Raw genomic sequence first — 15,542 nt, 5'->3', positions numbered from 1 at the left:
AAATGGCCCGAAAAAGCAGAGAAGAAGCGAAAAAAACACGCAATATGCTGAACCAGATTAGTTTGGACCTCTTTCTTAAGAAAGGCTACCATAATACAACAATTGACGACATTTGCAAAAAAGCTGGGGTCACCAAAGGGGCTTTTTATAATCATTTTAAAAATAAAGGTGAAATTATCCTTAGTTCCTGGTTTGACCTTGATGAGGATGTGATTACCAGTGTATCATCACAAACCTATCAAACTAATAAAGAAGAATTGATCGCCCTATGTGAGGGAATGTACAATTATGTAAATGAAGGGCGCAGAGAATGGACAGTGACCATCTATACCTTGCAAATCAATGACGAACAGCCTTCCTACATGATTTCACAAGAACGGCGAATGTTTAACCATTTTAAAGGGATTATTCAAAAGGGACAGAAGCAAAATGAATTCCGCCGAGATATGGATGCCGGATTTATCGCCCACATGATTCTCATTTTTACCAGAGGCATTATCTTCGACTGGCTGCTCCATTCTACAGATAAATTAGGGCCCGAACATTTGAGGCTGCTTGTTCCGTTTTTCGATACTTTTGATCCTAAACTGGAGTGTGTGAAAAAATAAGGGCTGCTTAGGAACAAATACACGCGTAAGATTCGTTTCGTTAAAAGCCAGTCTTGATTCTATAGTTGAGGCTGGCTTTTTCAAAGCTGAACTAATTGTTAAAATTAGTTCAGCTTAAAAATAGCTATAAAATGTTAGTTAATTCTCTAAATCTTTCTAACATTTTTCGCAAAATGCCTGCTCAGCTAGCCCCTTGAATAGTTCAACTCCCGATTCAATCAGTTCATCACGGAAGTCATACTCTTGCGTATGAATATGTGGATAATCTTCCCCATTTCCAATAAAGAAATATGTACCTTTTGTTAACTTTGTAAAGTGTCCAAAATCTTCTGAAGCACGGAATGCTTCTTTCATTTCAAATAATTCCATTCCCTTGGCTTGTGCAACCAATCGAATCTTATCTGCACTTTCTTTATGATTAAACGTTTCCGGGAATTCATCATTATATTGGAAACTTACTTTTAACCCGAATTCTTCGGCCTGCTCTTTCGCAGAGTTTTCAAGGTTTTCTTGTAGTCGATCCAACTCTTCTTCGTAAAGAGCACGTATTGTCATACGAAGATCTCCTTTTGATGCAGCAATACCAAAAGCTTTTTCACCTACATCGATTTGGACAACTGTGCATAGGATAAGACCTTTATTTTTTTCCGGAGAGGTGAATTCAGGGATTGCTCCGAGAATATTACCGATTGCGAAGGATGGATTAATCCCCGTTTCTGGCTGACTAGCATGGGCAGGAGCACCTTCCATATGTATCGTCATCCCTTTAGATGCACACATCATCGTTCCATCGATAATTCCTACAGTCTTGTAAGGGAAACCACTCATATTATGGTAGGCATAAATTTCATCAATATTATGTTCTTTAATGAAATCAATACATTGAATAGCACCATCTCCTGTTTCTTCAGCAGGCTGAAAGAGGAAAAAGATATTTTTATCTGCACCCACCTGATTGATTTCAAGCGCAAATCCTGCTAGAGTTGCTGAGTGGCCATCATGACCACATTTGTGTGCTTTTCCAGGGAATTGAGAAGCCCATGGCAGTTCGATGAATTCATCCATTGGAAGTGCATCAAACTCTGCACGGAAAGCAATATTTGGTTTATCTGTTCCTGCTCGATATATCGCGTAGAACCAATTTCCTTTATCTACAAGTTCAAGTTCTGTATTCGCTTTCAAAAACTCCATTAAATGTTGTTTTGTCCAAACTTCTTCGTTAGAAAGTTCAGGATGTTGATGCAATTCGTGTCGTAGTTTTTTTGCCAATTCATAATTTTGAATTTTCATTTTATATAATCTCACTTTCTAAACTTTTTATTTCCGCTGTTGATTTTTGAGTTACAAGACTGACAACTACCGTTACGATTGCGTTAATGATTAACATATATAAACCATTATTAATATCTAAAATAAATGAAGGTAGGTCCGGGAATAATGTTGCCACAGTTGTACCTGTCGCTGCGGAGTATAAAGCTAATGATACACCCATGACAATACCACTGATTGCACCTTGTTCCGTAACAAAGTTTTTCTTTTGTAAACTAAAAATAAGAGCTGGGAATAGCTGCATAATAAAGTTATAGCTAATTAATTGCAGGAACACGATTGCACCGTGTGAATTTAATGTTGAGTATAAGCTAATAATTGCTGCAACAATTGCGAAAAGACGTGCAATATTCATTTGCTTACGAACTGAAGTATCTGGTTTCAACGGCATATAAATATTCGAAGTTATCATTGAACCAATTGTAATGAGCGCGACAGAACACGGTACTAAAGATGCCAGTAACCCCGCTGCTCCAATGAATCCTACAAACCAAGGATCAAATGTTTCAAATACTAACTTAATTAATGCTAAATCACTTTCAGCTCCTGTTAGTGTCGGAATCGCTAATATCGCCGTTAATCCGACAAGACATGCAAATAGCTGCATCAATGAATATAACGGCATTAAAATAGTATTTTTACGAAGGGCTTTGTCATTTTTCGCTGCATAAATCGATAAAAATGAATTTGGCCAAAGATATAACCCTAAACACATTAATACGACAGTAGAGACATACCATACAAGACTTAGACCTTTATCTGGAAATATTAATACTTGAGGCCTAACCTCAGCAACTTCTTTAACCATTGATCCAACTCCATCATAATAATGGAATGGGAAGTAAAGACCTAAAAATAGAAGCACACCAAACAGAAGAATATCCTTAATCAAGGCTACACGAGCAGATCCATGAAGACCCGAAATTAATGTATAGATTAAGACAATAATACTTCCAAACCAAATTGCTGCTGTAGAAGATATTGCTCCGTAGGATGCGACTGACACAATTAGTCCCATCCCTTTTAATGCCATTACTAATGTAGGAATAATTGCTATAGCTCCTACGATTGTAATAAGCTTCCCTAAAAACGGACTATTATATTTTTTCTCAAAAAAGTCACCTTGTGAAATTAGATTATGCTTTTTACTATAATGTCTAATTTTCGGTAATAGAAAATAGCCAATAATGCAAGCAATCGAGATATATGACATGATATAAAGAGTCGCAATCCCACTATTATAAGCTAGTCCTACTAACCCAGTTAGAGTGAAGGCGGTAAAAAACTCCCCTGCTAATAAAAAGAAAGTAATGATAGCGCCCATGCCTCGTCCACCTAATGCCCACTCTTCCAATTTGTCATTTTTGCCTTTACCTGCTTGTATCGCCGTATACATGCAAAAGATTACAACGGCTATCATAATCAATAATGAAATATTCAATCTGACACCTCCTCATCATGTTGATCAAACCTATACAAAATAAATATAGTTAAAGAACTTAAAATAACCCACAATACGGTCCAAAACATTGAAAATGGCAGCCCTAATACATAAGGTTCAATCCGATTCGCTAAAGGTACACCAATAAGAAAAGCAACAACCGGAATAAACACCAGAAAATATAATGGTTTCAAATTAAACAACCTCCTCTACTTTTAATAAAGTTTGTACAAACCGTTTCATACGGTACATGCCCTTTTCCAGATTTCCCATTGAACATGCATATGAAATACGGATGTACCCTTCGCCATATTCAGAAAAACCATAGCCCGGAATGACGGCCACTTTCTCTTTATCCACTAGTTGATGGATAAATTCATTCGAACTTAAACCTGTCTTTTCGATTGAAACAAATAAATAAAACGCACCATCTGGTTTAATTGCTTCTAAGCCCATGTCCGTAATAAGTTGATAAATATAGTTACGTCGTTTTTCATATTGCTGACGCATTTCTTCGACTTCTGGTAAATCGTGATTTAATGCCTCGATTGCAGCGTATTGACTCACTGAACTTGCACACACACAGTTATATGCATGAACTTTAAACATTTCGTCTGTTATATATGCAGGGGCTAATGTGTAGCCAATTCTCCAACCTGTCATAGCATGGGACTTTGATAAACCATTAATGACTATGCATTGCTCTTTCATTTCTGGGAATGAAGCGATTGAAATATGTTTCAATCCATATGTTAGTTCACTGTATATTTCATCTGAAATAATAAGTATATCTTTTCCTCTTAATAGGTTTGCAATTTTTTCTATTTCTTGAGCGTTTAAAATAGTACCTGTAGGGTTTGAAGGATATGGTAAAACAACACATTTTGTTTTTTCTGTTAAATTTTCTTCAATTAATTTTGCAGAGATTTTACAATTATTTTTACGAGTATCCACAAACACAGGTGTTGCGTAGCACATTCGAATAAGTGGTTCATAACCTGGATAAATTGGTGCTGGTAAAATGACTTCATCACCTGGCTCTAATATCGTACGGAAGGCAATATCCAGCGCTTCACTTGCGCCCATTGTAATTAAAATTTCATCTTCTGGGCGATAATTTAGATGGTAACGTCTTTTTACAAAGTCAGACGCAGCTTGTCTAAGTTCAAGCAGACCTGAGTTATGTGTATAACCAGTCATACGCGCTTCAATTGCACGTTTCCCTGCTTCTAAAATGGAATCCGGTGTTACAAAATCCGGTTGCCCAATTGTAAAGTTAATAATCGACGGATCATTCGCCACTTTATTTCCAATTTCACGAATGGCAGAAATTTTGATGTTTTTTACTGTTTTACTAAGTAAATGATCCATGATGCTCTCCCCTTCAATCTATAATTGAGTACACTTTGTAATACGCAAGAAGCATGCCAATTTTAAAATACTGATAAATCAGTACTTTCTAAAAACTTAAATTGAATTTATAATTCAATTCCAACTTATTGATTCTAATTAGATTCACTCCGTGTCGAAAAATGTATAACTACGCCTAATTATATGCTATAGTTTCTTACATAGGGGTTTAGAATGAGTCGGTTACGAATCAATACTGAAGGTTTAAAACTTTTCTTATATGTTGAAATTCTTATGGAATGGGGGCAAACACTTTGACAGCAAAGGCCTTACAACAATTTGATGGGCAATTACTTTTAAAGATTCTTAATACATTAAAAGACCCTATTTGGATTAACGATAAAAATGGAAATGTATTGTGGGTAAATCAGGCAGCTGATGATTTTTTTTCAATCGGTGATCTGAAAGGCCAAAATGTTTTTGAAATGGAAAAAAAAGGTCTATTTTCACCTTCTATCGCAAGGCTTGTCATCGAACAGAAACGGTTTATTAGCACCGCCCAGATTACCCAAAATAATGTTCACTTGCTTGTTTCTGGTGACTATATTCCAGACGAGAACGGGGATATTGAATATATCATTACACATGCAAGACAATTATCCCAAGCTATCAATCAATCGAGTGAATTAGAAAAAGTCGAATCTATTTTACAACTATATAAACAGCAAATTCGCGAACTAATCTTGCAAAAAACTCAGCAGGATGAAGATTTCTATGTTGGAAAAAGTAAAGCTGCTCAATCCATTTCTGTATGGTTTCAAAAGATTGCTGATATCGATACAACGATTCTATTAACAGGAGAAACAGGTGTTGGGAAAACAGCCTTTGCCTATCGAATTCATCAGCTGAGTAGTCGTAATAAAAAACCATTTATTCATTTAGACTGCGGTGCAATTCCAGAATCTCTCATTGAATCTGAATTATTTGGATACAAAAAAGGGGCATTTACAGGGGCCAATACGACTGGAAAACTCGGTTTAATTGCAGCGGCTGATCAGGGAACTTTATTTTTAGACGAAATCGGGGAATTCCCTCTTCATCTACAATCAAAGCTTCTGCAATTTTTACAAAACAAGACATTTCGAATGATTGGGGATAACCAAGTACAACAAGCGGATGTGCGAATTATTGCAGCCACGAATGTAAATTTAGTGGAACGCGTCAAAGAAGGAACATTTCGTAAGGACTTATTTTATCGTTTAAACATCCTTCCTATGAAACTACCACCTTTACGCGAAAGAAAAGAAGATATTATTCCACTTTTAAATTTTTATTTAAGTAAATTCAACCAAAAGTATGGTCGGCAGCATACTTTATCAAAAAACATTTTGGATACCCTATACAATTACCGTTGGGAAGGAAATATTCGTGAACTTGAAAATTTAATAGAACGATTAGTGATTACATCTCCAGGTCCAAAACTTGATATAAATGATTTACCAAGCGACTTCCCCCTTCAGCAGTCTCAGCAAAAGCTCCCTCAAATCGTAGAAGAAGTGAGTTTACCATTCTATTTAGAACAGATTGAAAAAAGCATTTTAATTAAAACCTATAATGAAACGAATAGCACATGGAAAACGGCAAAAAAACTCGGTGTATCCCAATCCTATATCATTCGTCGGTTAAAAAAATTCAATTTGAGAATAAGTGAGAAGGAATTGGTTGAGGAGTAGTTTTTAGGAAACTCAACGCGGATAAAATGATAAAATCGCGGATATCCAATCCAAATTTCAGGATAACCCCCAACACGTATAAGTTATAAAAAATGAATAACAAAAAAAAATCCTTGCGCACAAGCACAAGGATTTTCCAATTTTAAACCCAGCCTCTAAAGCGAGATGCTTCAGACATTCTGCGGGCGCCAACCATGTAGGCAGCAAGACGCATATTTACTTTTCTATGCTGGGCTGTATCATACACATTACTGAAGGCCTGAACGAGTGCTTTGCGAAGTTTATCGTTCACTTCTTCCTCCGTCCAGTAATAGCCCTGATTGTTTTGAACCCACTCAAAATAAGAAACAGTTACCCCGCCAGAGCTTGCTAACACATCAGGAACAAGGAGAATTCCGCGGTCAGTTAAGATCTTTGTAGCTTCAATTGTTGTCGGTCCATTAGCTGCCTCCACAACGATAGATGCTTTAATATTATCAGCATTCTCAGCTGTAATTTGATTGGATATAGCGGCCGGTACAAGAATGTCGCAATCCAATTCAAGCAGCTCTTTATTCGAAATCGTATTTTCAAATAGTGTTGTTACCGTTCCGAAACTATCTCTTTTGTCTAAAAGATAATTAATATCAAGGCCATCAGGATCATGTAGAGCCCCGTATGCATCAGATATTCCAATTACCCTCGCTCCAGCATCATGCATGAATTTTGCTAAAAAACTGCCTGCGTTACCAAATCCCTGAACTACGACATGGGCACCTTCAATTGAAATACCTCGTTTCTTTGCTGCTTCTTCTATGCAAATGACAACGCCTTGGGCAGTAGCCTTATCTCTCCCTTGTGATCCACCAAGTACAATAGGTTTGCCCGTAATGAATCCTGGAGAATCGTGTTCACGCAAACGGCTGTACTCATCCATCATCCAAGCCATGATTTGAGAGTTCGTATAAACATCAGGTGCAGGAATATCTTTTGTTGGACCTACGATTTGGCTAATGGCTCTTACGTATCCACGACTTAAACGTTCTAATTCGCCCATAGACATGGTGCGTGGATCACAAATGATTCCGCCTTTACCGCCCCCGTACGGAAGATTAACGATACCGCATTTTAAACTCATCCACATCGATAATGCTTTCACTTCATCTTCATTGACTTCAGGATGGAATCTTACGCCGCCTTTAGTTGGCCCTACCGCATCATTATGCTGTGAGCGATAACCGGTAAAAATTTTAACCTCACCACTATCCATCCTTACAGGAATTCTAACTGTCAGCATTCTTAACGGCTCTTTAAGAAGCTCATACATCACATCTGAATAACCCAATTTATTCAAAGCATCTTTGATAACAACTTGAGTTGAAGTAAATAGATTTAATGTTTCCTCCACTTTTTGATCCGGTTTCTCCGTTACCACTGCAGTCCCCATAATGGCACCTCTTAATTAGTTATATAAAAAAACTTCTCCCGTTTAAATTAACCTAAAATTATGCTGATACGTTCGATTGCCCAATCTAATTCTTTTTTGCTGATTACTAATGGGGGAGCAAAACGAATAACTGTATCATGCGTTTCTTTACATAAAAGACCTTCTTCTTTTAATGCTTCACAATATTTGCGGGCAGGCTCTGTTAGCTCGACACCGATAAATAAACCTCGTCCGCGAACTTCTTTAATGATTGGGTTTTTAATTTCTTTTAATTTGCCCACAAAATATTCGCCAAGTTCAAGAGAACGATCCGCCAGTTTTTCTTCAACAAGTACATTCATAGAAGCAACTGAAACAGCACATGCCATTGGGTTTCCACCGAATGTTGAACCGTGTGATCCTGGGTTAAATACGCCAAGAATGTCTTTACTAGCAACTACACAAGAAATCGGGAACACTCCGCCGCCTAATGCTTTTCCTAAGATGAACATATCAGGATCAACATCTTCCCATTCACATGCAAACATTTTACCCGTGCGAGCTAGCCCAGCCTGAATTTCGTCGGCAACGAAGAGAACATTATTTTCTTTACATAATTCAGATGCATTCTTCAAGAATCCTTCCGGCGGAATCACAATTCCAGCTTCACCTTGGATAGGCTCAATTAGGAAAGCTGCTGTATTTTCTGTAATGGCATTTTTCAAGGCTTCTAAGTCACCGTAAGGGATAAGTTTAATACCTGGCAGCATTGGACCGAATCCGCGTTGATATTCTGCTTCAGAGGAAAGCGAAACCGCTGTCATAGTCCGGCCATGGAAATTTCCTACACATGCAACAATCTCGGCTTGATTTTCAGCTACGCCTTTTACATCATAAGCCCAGCGGCGAGCAGCTTTAATTGCCGTTTCAACTGCTTCAGCCCCTGTATTCATAGGAAGAGCCATTTCTTTATTTGTTAATTTGCATATCATTTCATACCATGGGCCAAGCTGGTCATTATGAAATGCACGGGAAGTTAACGTCACACGATCAGCCTGATCTTTTAACGCTTGAATGATTTTTGGATGACGGTGCCCCTGGTTAACTGCTGAGTAAGCACTTAACATATCCATATATTTATTGCCTTCAGGGTCTTCTACCCATACTCCTTCAGCTTTTGAAATAACAATTGGCAGCGGGTTATAGTTGTGTGCCCCAAATTTTTCAGATTGATCAATTAATGATTGTGTCTTTGTTGATTGTGCAATCATATAATATTTCCTCCTTGTGGAAAGTTGAATTTAATAGATAGTTCTGGTTACAAGTAAGCACTTTCTTTAAAAAAAAATCTAAATTTTATTTGCGAAAATCCAAGATTATTCTCCGAACCTGCCATTTAGCTAGTGTCCGGCGCTCCCCAAGGTGCCGGCCGCTGGACAAGCTATTCTTAATACATTTCAGAAGTTGTTTTGGCTTGCATATGAAGCTGAACGTAGTCAGGACCGCCTGCTTTTGAATCTGTTCCTGACATGTTGAATCCGCCAAATGGCTGGTAGCCAACAATCGCGCCCGTACAGCCGCGGTTAAAGTAAAGGTTACCTACATGGAAATCTTCACGGGCTTTTTGGATGTTAACACGGTTGTTTGTTATCACTGCACCTGTTAAGCCGTATTCTGTATCGTTTGCGATTTCAATGGCATGATCGAAATCTTTTGCTTTAGTTAAGCCGACTACTGGTCCGAAGATTTCTTCCTTCATGATACGTGCATCTGGCGTAAGGTCAGCGAATACTGTCGGTTTGATGAAGAAGCCTTTAGAGCTGTCTCCTTCTCCGCCTGTCATCAGCTTTCCTTCTTCTTTACCAATTTCAATATAACTCATGATTTTATCAAATGCATTTTGGTCAATGACTGTCGCCATGTAATTACCAAGGTCTGCTGGATCCCCTTGTGTTAATTCATTTGTTAATTCAACAACACGGCTTAACACTTGGTCGTATACATCTTCAACGATAACTGCACGGGAACATGCTGAACATTTTTGTCCAGAGAAACCAAACGCTGAAGTCACAATAGACTGAGCTGCTAGTTCAAGATCTGCTTCCTTATCAACAACGATTGTGTCTTTACCGCCCATTTCAGCGATTACACGTTTAATCCAGATTTGGCCTTCATTCAATTTAGAAGCACGCTCGTTGATGCGAAGACCAACATCACGAGAACCAGTGAATGAAATGAAACGAGTATCTTTATGGTCAACTAAATAATCTCCCACTTCAGAACCGCTTCCTGGAACGAAGTTAAGAACGCCTGCGGGAAGACCTGCTTCTTCCATCACTTCAACAAATTTCGCAGCGATAATCGGAGTTGTAGAAGCTGGTTTTAATAGAACTGTATTTCCGGCAACAATTGCAGCCACAGTTGTTCCAGCCATGATAGCAAACGGGAAGTTCCAAGGTGAGATGATAACGCCAACACCCAATGGAATATAATCATAACGGTTATATTCATTCGGACGGCTGTTTACTTTAACACCATCTTTGATTCTTAGCATTTCGCGAGCGTAAAATTCAAGGAAGTCAATGGCTTCAGCTGTATCAGCATCTGCTTCTCTCCATGGCTTTCCTGCCTCTTTTGTCATTAAGGCAGAAAACTCATGCTTACGGCGGCGAATGATTGCAGCCGCTTTAAATAATACGTCCGCACGTGTTTCCGGTGCCACCCTTTTCCATGTTTTGAAGGCTTTTACAGCCGCTTGCATAGCTTTTTCAGCTAAATTACGGTTTGCTTTTGATACGCGTCCAACGACTTCTTCTTTATTAGCTGGATTGATTGATACGATTTTTTCCTCAGTAGTGACACGCTCTCCCCCGATTATTAGATCGTAATCTTGGCCTAAGTAGCTCTCCACTGTTTGTAATCCTTTTTTAAATGCAGTTTGATTAGCTTCTAAAGAAAAATCTGTGAATGGTTCATGTTTATATGGTTGTACCATTATTTCATCCCCTTATAATTAATTTTTTCGGTCAATATACATTAATGCAAGAATTGTGCCAACTTCACAAATGAAGGATGGCAATGCTTTTAAATTTTTTAGAGCAAATTATTTTTTCTGTGCTAATTTTTTTTGCTCCACAAAGTGCAAAATTTTATTGCACCTTTGCTTCACTCTATATAAAATAAAAGGAGTAAGAAAAAGGAGTTTTAACATGAAGGATGTTGTACATCTAAATTTAATGAATAAATTTTTTAAGCAGATTCTAGATGAAATAGATGTTGGTGTTCATGTTGTAAATCATGAAGGAAAAACAATGATTTACAATAGGAAAATGGCCGAAATCGAGGGCATGAATTTCGAAGACGTTTTGGATAAAAGCCTGCTGGATGTTTTCTCCTTTCACAAAAATGAGGACAGCACTCTCCTTGAAGTACTTCAAAAAGGAACAAGGATTAAAAACTCAAAGCAGACTTATTTTAATAATCAAGGGCAAGAAATTACCACAATTAATAATACGATACCCATTACAGACAACGGAGTGCGTATTGGTGCCATGGAAATTGCCCGTGACGTCACGAAATTAGAGAAACTGATCAGGGAAAATATGAATAAAAAGGGCGATACCCGCTATACCTTTAACAGTATTATTGGGAGCAGCGAGCAAATCCAGGAGGTTATTGAAGCGAGCAAAAGAGCCACCCGTACAAATTCATCCATTCTTATCACCGGGGAGACAGGAACAGGAAAGGAAATCTTCGCTCAAAGTATTCATAATGGAAGCAGCCGATCCTCAAAGCCTTTCATTTCTCAAAACTGTGCAGCATTGCCTGATAGTCTTATCGAAGGGCTTCTTTTTGGAACAAAAAAAGGAGCATTCACCGGAGCAATAGAGCGTCCTGGATTATTTGAACAGGCAGAAGGCGGAACACTGCTGCTGGATGAACTGAATTCATTAAATCCACCCTTACAAGCAAAGCTATTACGGGTTTTACAGGAAAAGACCATACGTCGAATCGGTGATACAAAGGACCAGAAAGTAGATGTCAGAGTAATTGCGACGATTAATGAAGATCCGATAGATGCCATTTCCGCCGGGAGACTTCGCAAGGATTTATACTACAGGCTTAGTGTCGTTTCCCTTTTTATTCCACCTCTGAATAAGAGAAGAAAGGATATCCGGGATCTTGTTCAGGATTTCATAGAGAAATATAATCAATTATTTGGTATGCGGGTTACAGGGATTAATGATGAGGTTTTGAGGGCTTTTGATCAATACGATTGGCCTGGTAATGTCCGTGAATTGGAGCATATTATCGAAGGTGCTATGAATTTAATCGACCACGAAGATACTATATCCTATATTCACCTGCCGATTCATTTTCGAAATAAGCAGCAATTGAAATCGAATAACGCCTCACCCGTACTGCCAGACGAAATGCCGATTCAAAAGGGCAGGCAAGTTATACCTTTAGATCAATATATGGAGGAAGCTGAAATCTATTATTTAAAGACGGTTTTAAAGCAAAATAATTTCAATATTACGCAAGCTGCCAAATCTCTTGGCATGAGCCGACAAAACCTCCAGTACCGTGTGAAAAAGCACAAAATAAGCAAAGACTAACACGATATAAAAAAAGGCGAGGCACTGCCCCGCCTTTTTGCCTTGGAATGACCTAATAACCTTATGATAACACTGGTACCTTTTCAAAGTCATTATAATAAATGACCTCTGAAAGGATTCTACTGCCTTCTAATTTATCATACTTCGCTTTTGCCTCATCCCTATTATCAAATTCAAACAATTGGATGCTGCCTTTTACATAATAAGTTAATACCCACACAATCATTTCCTCCTTCATATTGAAATTTAAATAAGGCAACTAATTAATATGCAAGAAGTGTACCAAAAACCTAATCATCCCAACAAATACAAAACCCAACAAATCAAATGATTTATTGGGTGAGATGGTATAAGTTTGTTGGCTTTAAATCTGAAATAATTGGTTGGCAAAAAATAACCTGTATACCCTTATTCCGTTTCCCTTCAAGAGGCCTTGTGCTCTAAACGTAGTTTATCCGCAACCATAGCGATAAACTCTGAGTTTGTCGGTTTAGCCTTGGACATGCTTACAGTGTAACCGAATAGGGACGAAATCGAATCGATATTTCCACGACTCCAAGCTACTTCGATTGCATGGCGAATAGCTCGTTCCACACGGCTGGCTGTAGTGTTGTATTTTTTCGCAATATCAGGGTATAACACTTTGGTAATAGAACCGAGTAATTCAATATCGTTGTAAACCATTGAAATCGCTTCGCGCAGATATAAATAACCCTTAATATGCGCCGGAACACCAATTTCATGGATAATGCTTGTAATGCTGGCATCGAGGTTTCTTGGTTTATTTTCAGTATGTGATCGATAACTTCCTGATGGAACCTTGCGGCTAACCTGACTGCTTTTACCGCTTACTTGGCGAATATGATTTCCTAGGTTCTCCATATCAAATGGCTTCAAAATAAAATAGGAAGCACCAAGCTCTACAGCCTTCTTAGTAACGTCTTCTTGTCCAAATGCAGTTAGCATAATTACATTAGGAATAGCGCCCTTTTTCAGCTCTCTTAAGCGCTCTAGAACGGCTAAACCATCTAGATGCGGCATAATAATATCTAAAACGAGTACATCCGTATCTGTTGATTCAAGAAGTTCTAAGCAATCTTGACCATTATGTGCGATACCCGCAATTTCCATATCATCTTGGGAAGAAATATAGTCTTCTAGTAATCCCACTAACTCCCTATTGTCATCAACGACACATACTTTAATCTTTTTCACCTTTATATCCTCCTCAAGTCCAAATGGTCATATCTATTTAATCATTTAATTTTATTCTCTCATTTCTATTCTAAATTACAAATTCGACAATGCAACTAAAATTCCTCTAGTTTTTTTAATATTTCTTAAAATAGTGATAAAATCTTATCTTTTCTTTGTTTTCCTTTAAATTTCGACTTAATTCGCATGGTTTGCTAAATATCACCAATGGTTGTCGAATTTTCTTTATGCAAGGCTCTTTTCTTAAACTTTGTTGCTGTTAATAACAAAAATTAATGATTATGCTGTGTTTTAGCAGAAAACAGCAGAAATTAAAAAAGAAAAGAGCTTGCAAACTTTAATCTAAGGCGCAAAATAACTATTTCCACGTTAAAATCGGCTTTAGGATTTTAACAACAATCGTTACAAAAACAGCCTTATGCAAAAACAAAATAGGCGTATTTCGCCTATTTTGTTTACTGATCTTATTTAACTTGCTTTTTCCTGTATTTTCTCATATATGTTAATTCCTGCTTCATTCAACATCCATTCAATGTGTACTCCATAACCGGAGGTTGGGTCATTGACAAAGACATGTGTTACTGCACCAATCAACTTGCCATCTTGGATAATTGGGCTTCCGCTCATCCCCTGAACGATTCCTCCTGTTTTTTCAAGGAGTCTTGGGTCAGTAACTTTTATTACCATGCCTTTAGTTGCTGGAAATTTCTGCGGGATAGTGCTGACAATTTCAATTTCGAATTCTTCAACTCTGTCGTCATTTACCACTGTTAAAATTTTTGCCTTCCCTTCCTTTATTTGGTGAGATAAGGCAATTGGCAGTGGTTTATCCATAATTCCATTCTTTAAATCTTTATTTAACACCCCAAATATGCCAAATGGACTATTTTTTTGGATGTTTCCGACAATTTCGCGGTCTGAGGAAAAGCGTGCAAGCTTTTCACCTGGATCTCCGTTACTCCCTTTTTCAATCGATGTAACCGTAGAACGAACGATTTGACCATCCTCAACAACAATCGGTTTTTTCGTATCCATATCGGAAATAACGTGCCCTAAGGCACCATATTTTTTTGATTGAGGATCAAAAAATGTCATGGTTCCAATTCCTGCTGCTGAATCGCGAATATATAAACCAAGCTTATAGGAATTTTCTCCCTTTTCTTTTAATGGGGTAAGTTTCGTGGTGAACTTACCACTTTCCCTGCTGATAACCATATCTAATGCTTTCTCATTTTGTCCTGCTGTTTGTACAAAGGGTGCCACATCAGTCATCTTTTCTATTTTGTTTCCATTGATTTCTGTAATGATATCACCGATTTTGATTCCTGCAATTTCTCCAGGTGATTTTTTTCCATCCTCGGTATTAACTAAATGGTGACCTACGACCAATACGCCAACCGTATTTAATTTAACGCCAATGGATTGTCCACCTGGTTGGACTCTGAAATCCTTTAAGACATTTACATCGACCTTTTTTACGGGGATTCCTGCAAATTCTAATAACATTGCTTCTTTGCCTTTTTCACTTGCATTCAATGTAATGTCCTTTTGATCTTGTTCAAGCGTGATATTCGAATTGTGAGATACAAAAGAGGCTGATACCGGTACAGCCTTTTGGAAAGTATAATCTTGTCCTTCAAAGACTGTAATGGTCTTTGGTATATCAAGGTACCTCTGAATTGGCTGAAAAAAAAGAACGCTGATTAATGAAACAAGGAGAATTCCACCAATGATCTTTCTAATTATTTCTAACTTCAAAATCTTCACTCTCCTCGTTTGCGTTTCACTTCACTCTTTATTAAATGGCTACATCTTTAATTTTGCCTGTATCTGCGGCATTTA

At 37.8% G+C, this 15,542-nt stretch carries 13 protein-coding genes; 3 read left to right on the top strand and 10 right to left on the bottom strand.

Annotated features, from left to right (window positions below; translation table 11 throughout):
- Positions 1–2: 2 nt before the first annotated feature.
- Positions 3–608, top strand: coding sequence for a TetR/AcrR family transcriptional regulator (locus tag J2Y03_RS00615; protein WP_310189835.1), 606 nt, complete (start codon positions 3–5; stop codon positions 606–608).
- Between the two features lie 156 nt (positions 609–764).
- Here J2Y03_RS00615 and J2Y03_RS00610 read toward each other — a convergent pair whose 3' ends face one another.
- The 4 genes from J2Y03_RS00610 to J2Y03_RS00595 are packed head-to-tail and all read right to left on the bottom strand — an operon-like array spanning position 765 to position 4,749.
- Complete coding sequence (locus tag J2Y03_RS00610) at positions 765–1,898, bottom strand: M20 metallopeptidase family protein (protein ID WP_310189834.1); 1,134 nt, start codon at positions 1,896–1,898, stop codon at positions 765–767.
- Between the two features lies 1 nt (position 1,899).
- A complete protein-coding gene (locus tag J2Y03_RS00605) occupies positions 1,900–3,378 on the bottom strand; it encodes a sodium:solute symporter family protein (protein WP_310189832.1) in 1,479 nt (492 codons plus the stop codon).
- On the bottom strand, positions 3,375–3,572 hold the full coding sequence (locus J2Y03_RS00600) for a DUF3311 domain-containing protein (protein ID WP_310189830.1): 198 nt from the start codon (positions 3,570–3,572) through the stop codon (positions 3,375–3,377). The genes J2Y03_RS00605 and J2Y03_RS00600 overlap by 4 nt, the downstream gene beginning before the upstream one ends.
- A gap of 1 nt (position 3,573) precedes the next feature.
- Positions 3,574–4,749, bottom strand: coding sequence for an aminotransferase A (locus J2Y03_RS00595; RefSeq protein WP_310189828.1), 1,176 nt, complete (start codon positions 4,747–4,749; stop codon positions 3,574–3,576).
- 293 nt (positions 4,750–5,042) lie between these two features.
- Here J2Y03_RS00595 and J2Y03_RS00590 point away from each other — a divergent pair, with 293 nt between their 5' ends.
- Positions 5,043–6,461 (top strand): sigma-54 interaction domain-containing protein, encoded by a 1,419-nt coding sequence (locus J2Y03_RS00590; protein ID WP_310189826.1) that lies wholly within the window; start codon positions 5,043–5,045, stop codon positions 6,459–6,461.
- Positions 6,462–6,603: 142 nt separating this feature from the next.
- Here J2Y03_RS00590 and J2Y03_RS00585 read toward each other — a convergent pair whose 3' ends face one another.
- From J2Y03_RS00585 to pruA, 3 genes are all read right to left on the bottom strand, one after another.
- Positions 6,604–7,887, bottom strand: coding sequence for a Glu/Leu/Phe/Val family dehydrogenase (locus tag J2Y03_RS00585; protein ID WP_310189825.1), 1,284 nt, complete (start codon positions 7,885–7,887; stop codon positions 6,604–6,606).
- Positions 7,888–7,934: 47 nt separating this feature from the next.
- Positions 7,935–9,137: an ornithine--oxo-acid transaminase gene (locus tag J2Y03_RS00580; RefSeq protein ID WP_310189823.1), complete on the bottom strand. Its 1,203-nt coding sequence runs from the start codon at positions 9,135–9,137 to the stop codon at positions 7,935–7,937.
- Between the two features lie 176 nt (positions 9,138–9,313).
- Positions 9,314–10,861, bottom strand: coding sequence for an L-glutamate gamma-semialdehyde dehydrogenase (pruA, locus tag J2Y03_RS00575; protein ID WP_310189822.1), 1,548 nt, complete (start codon positions 10,859–10,861; stop codon positions 9,314–9,316).
- Positions 10,862–11,075: 214 nt separating this feature from the next.
- Between pruA and J2Y03_RS00570 the strand changes: the two genes are divergently transcribed.
- Positions 11,076–12,485 (top strand): sigma-54 interaction domain-containing protein, encoded by a 1,410-nt coding sequence (locus J2Y03_RS00570; protein WP_310189821.1) that lies wholly within the window; start codon positions 11,076–11,078, stop codon positions 12,483–12,485.
- A 61-nt stretch (positions 12,486–12,546) separates the two neighbouring features.
- Here J2Y03_RS00570 and J2Y03_RS00565 read toward each other — a convergent pair whose 3' ends face one another.
- From J2Y03_RS00565 to spoIVB, 3 genes are all read right to left on the bottom strand, one after another.
- Positions 12,547–12,705 (bottom strand): hypothetical protein, encoded by a 159-nt coding sequence (locus J2Y03_RS00565; RefSeq protein ID WP_310191381.1) that lies wholly within the window; start codon positions 12,703–12,705, stop codon positions 12,547–12,549.
- Positions 12,706–12,908: 203 nt separating this feature from the next.
- The gene (gene spo0A / locus J2Y03_RS00560) at positions 12,909–13,700 is read right to left on the bottom strand and encodes a sporulation transcription factor Spo0A (protein WP_132088148.1); all 792 of its coding nucleotides are present in this window, start codon (positions 13,698–13,700) and stop codon (positions 12,909–12,911) included.
- A gap of 468 nt (positions 13,701–14,168) precedes the next feature.
- A complete protein-coding gene (gene spoIVB / locus J2Y03_RS00555; RefSeq protein ID WP_310189819.1) occupies positions 14,169–15,458 on the bottom strand; it encodes a SpoIVB peptidase in 1,290 nt (429 codons plus the stop codon).
- Between the last annotated feature and the right edge of the window lie 84 nt (positions 15,459–15,542).

It is taken from the genome of Neobacillus niacini, assembly GCF_031457145.1.
GTDB lineage: Bacteria > Bacillota > Bacilli > Bacillales > Cytobacillaceae > Neobacillus > Neobacillus niacini_J.
Note: the sequence above shows the minus strand (reverse complement) of the source record. Positions and strands in the feature narration are given on the sequence as shown.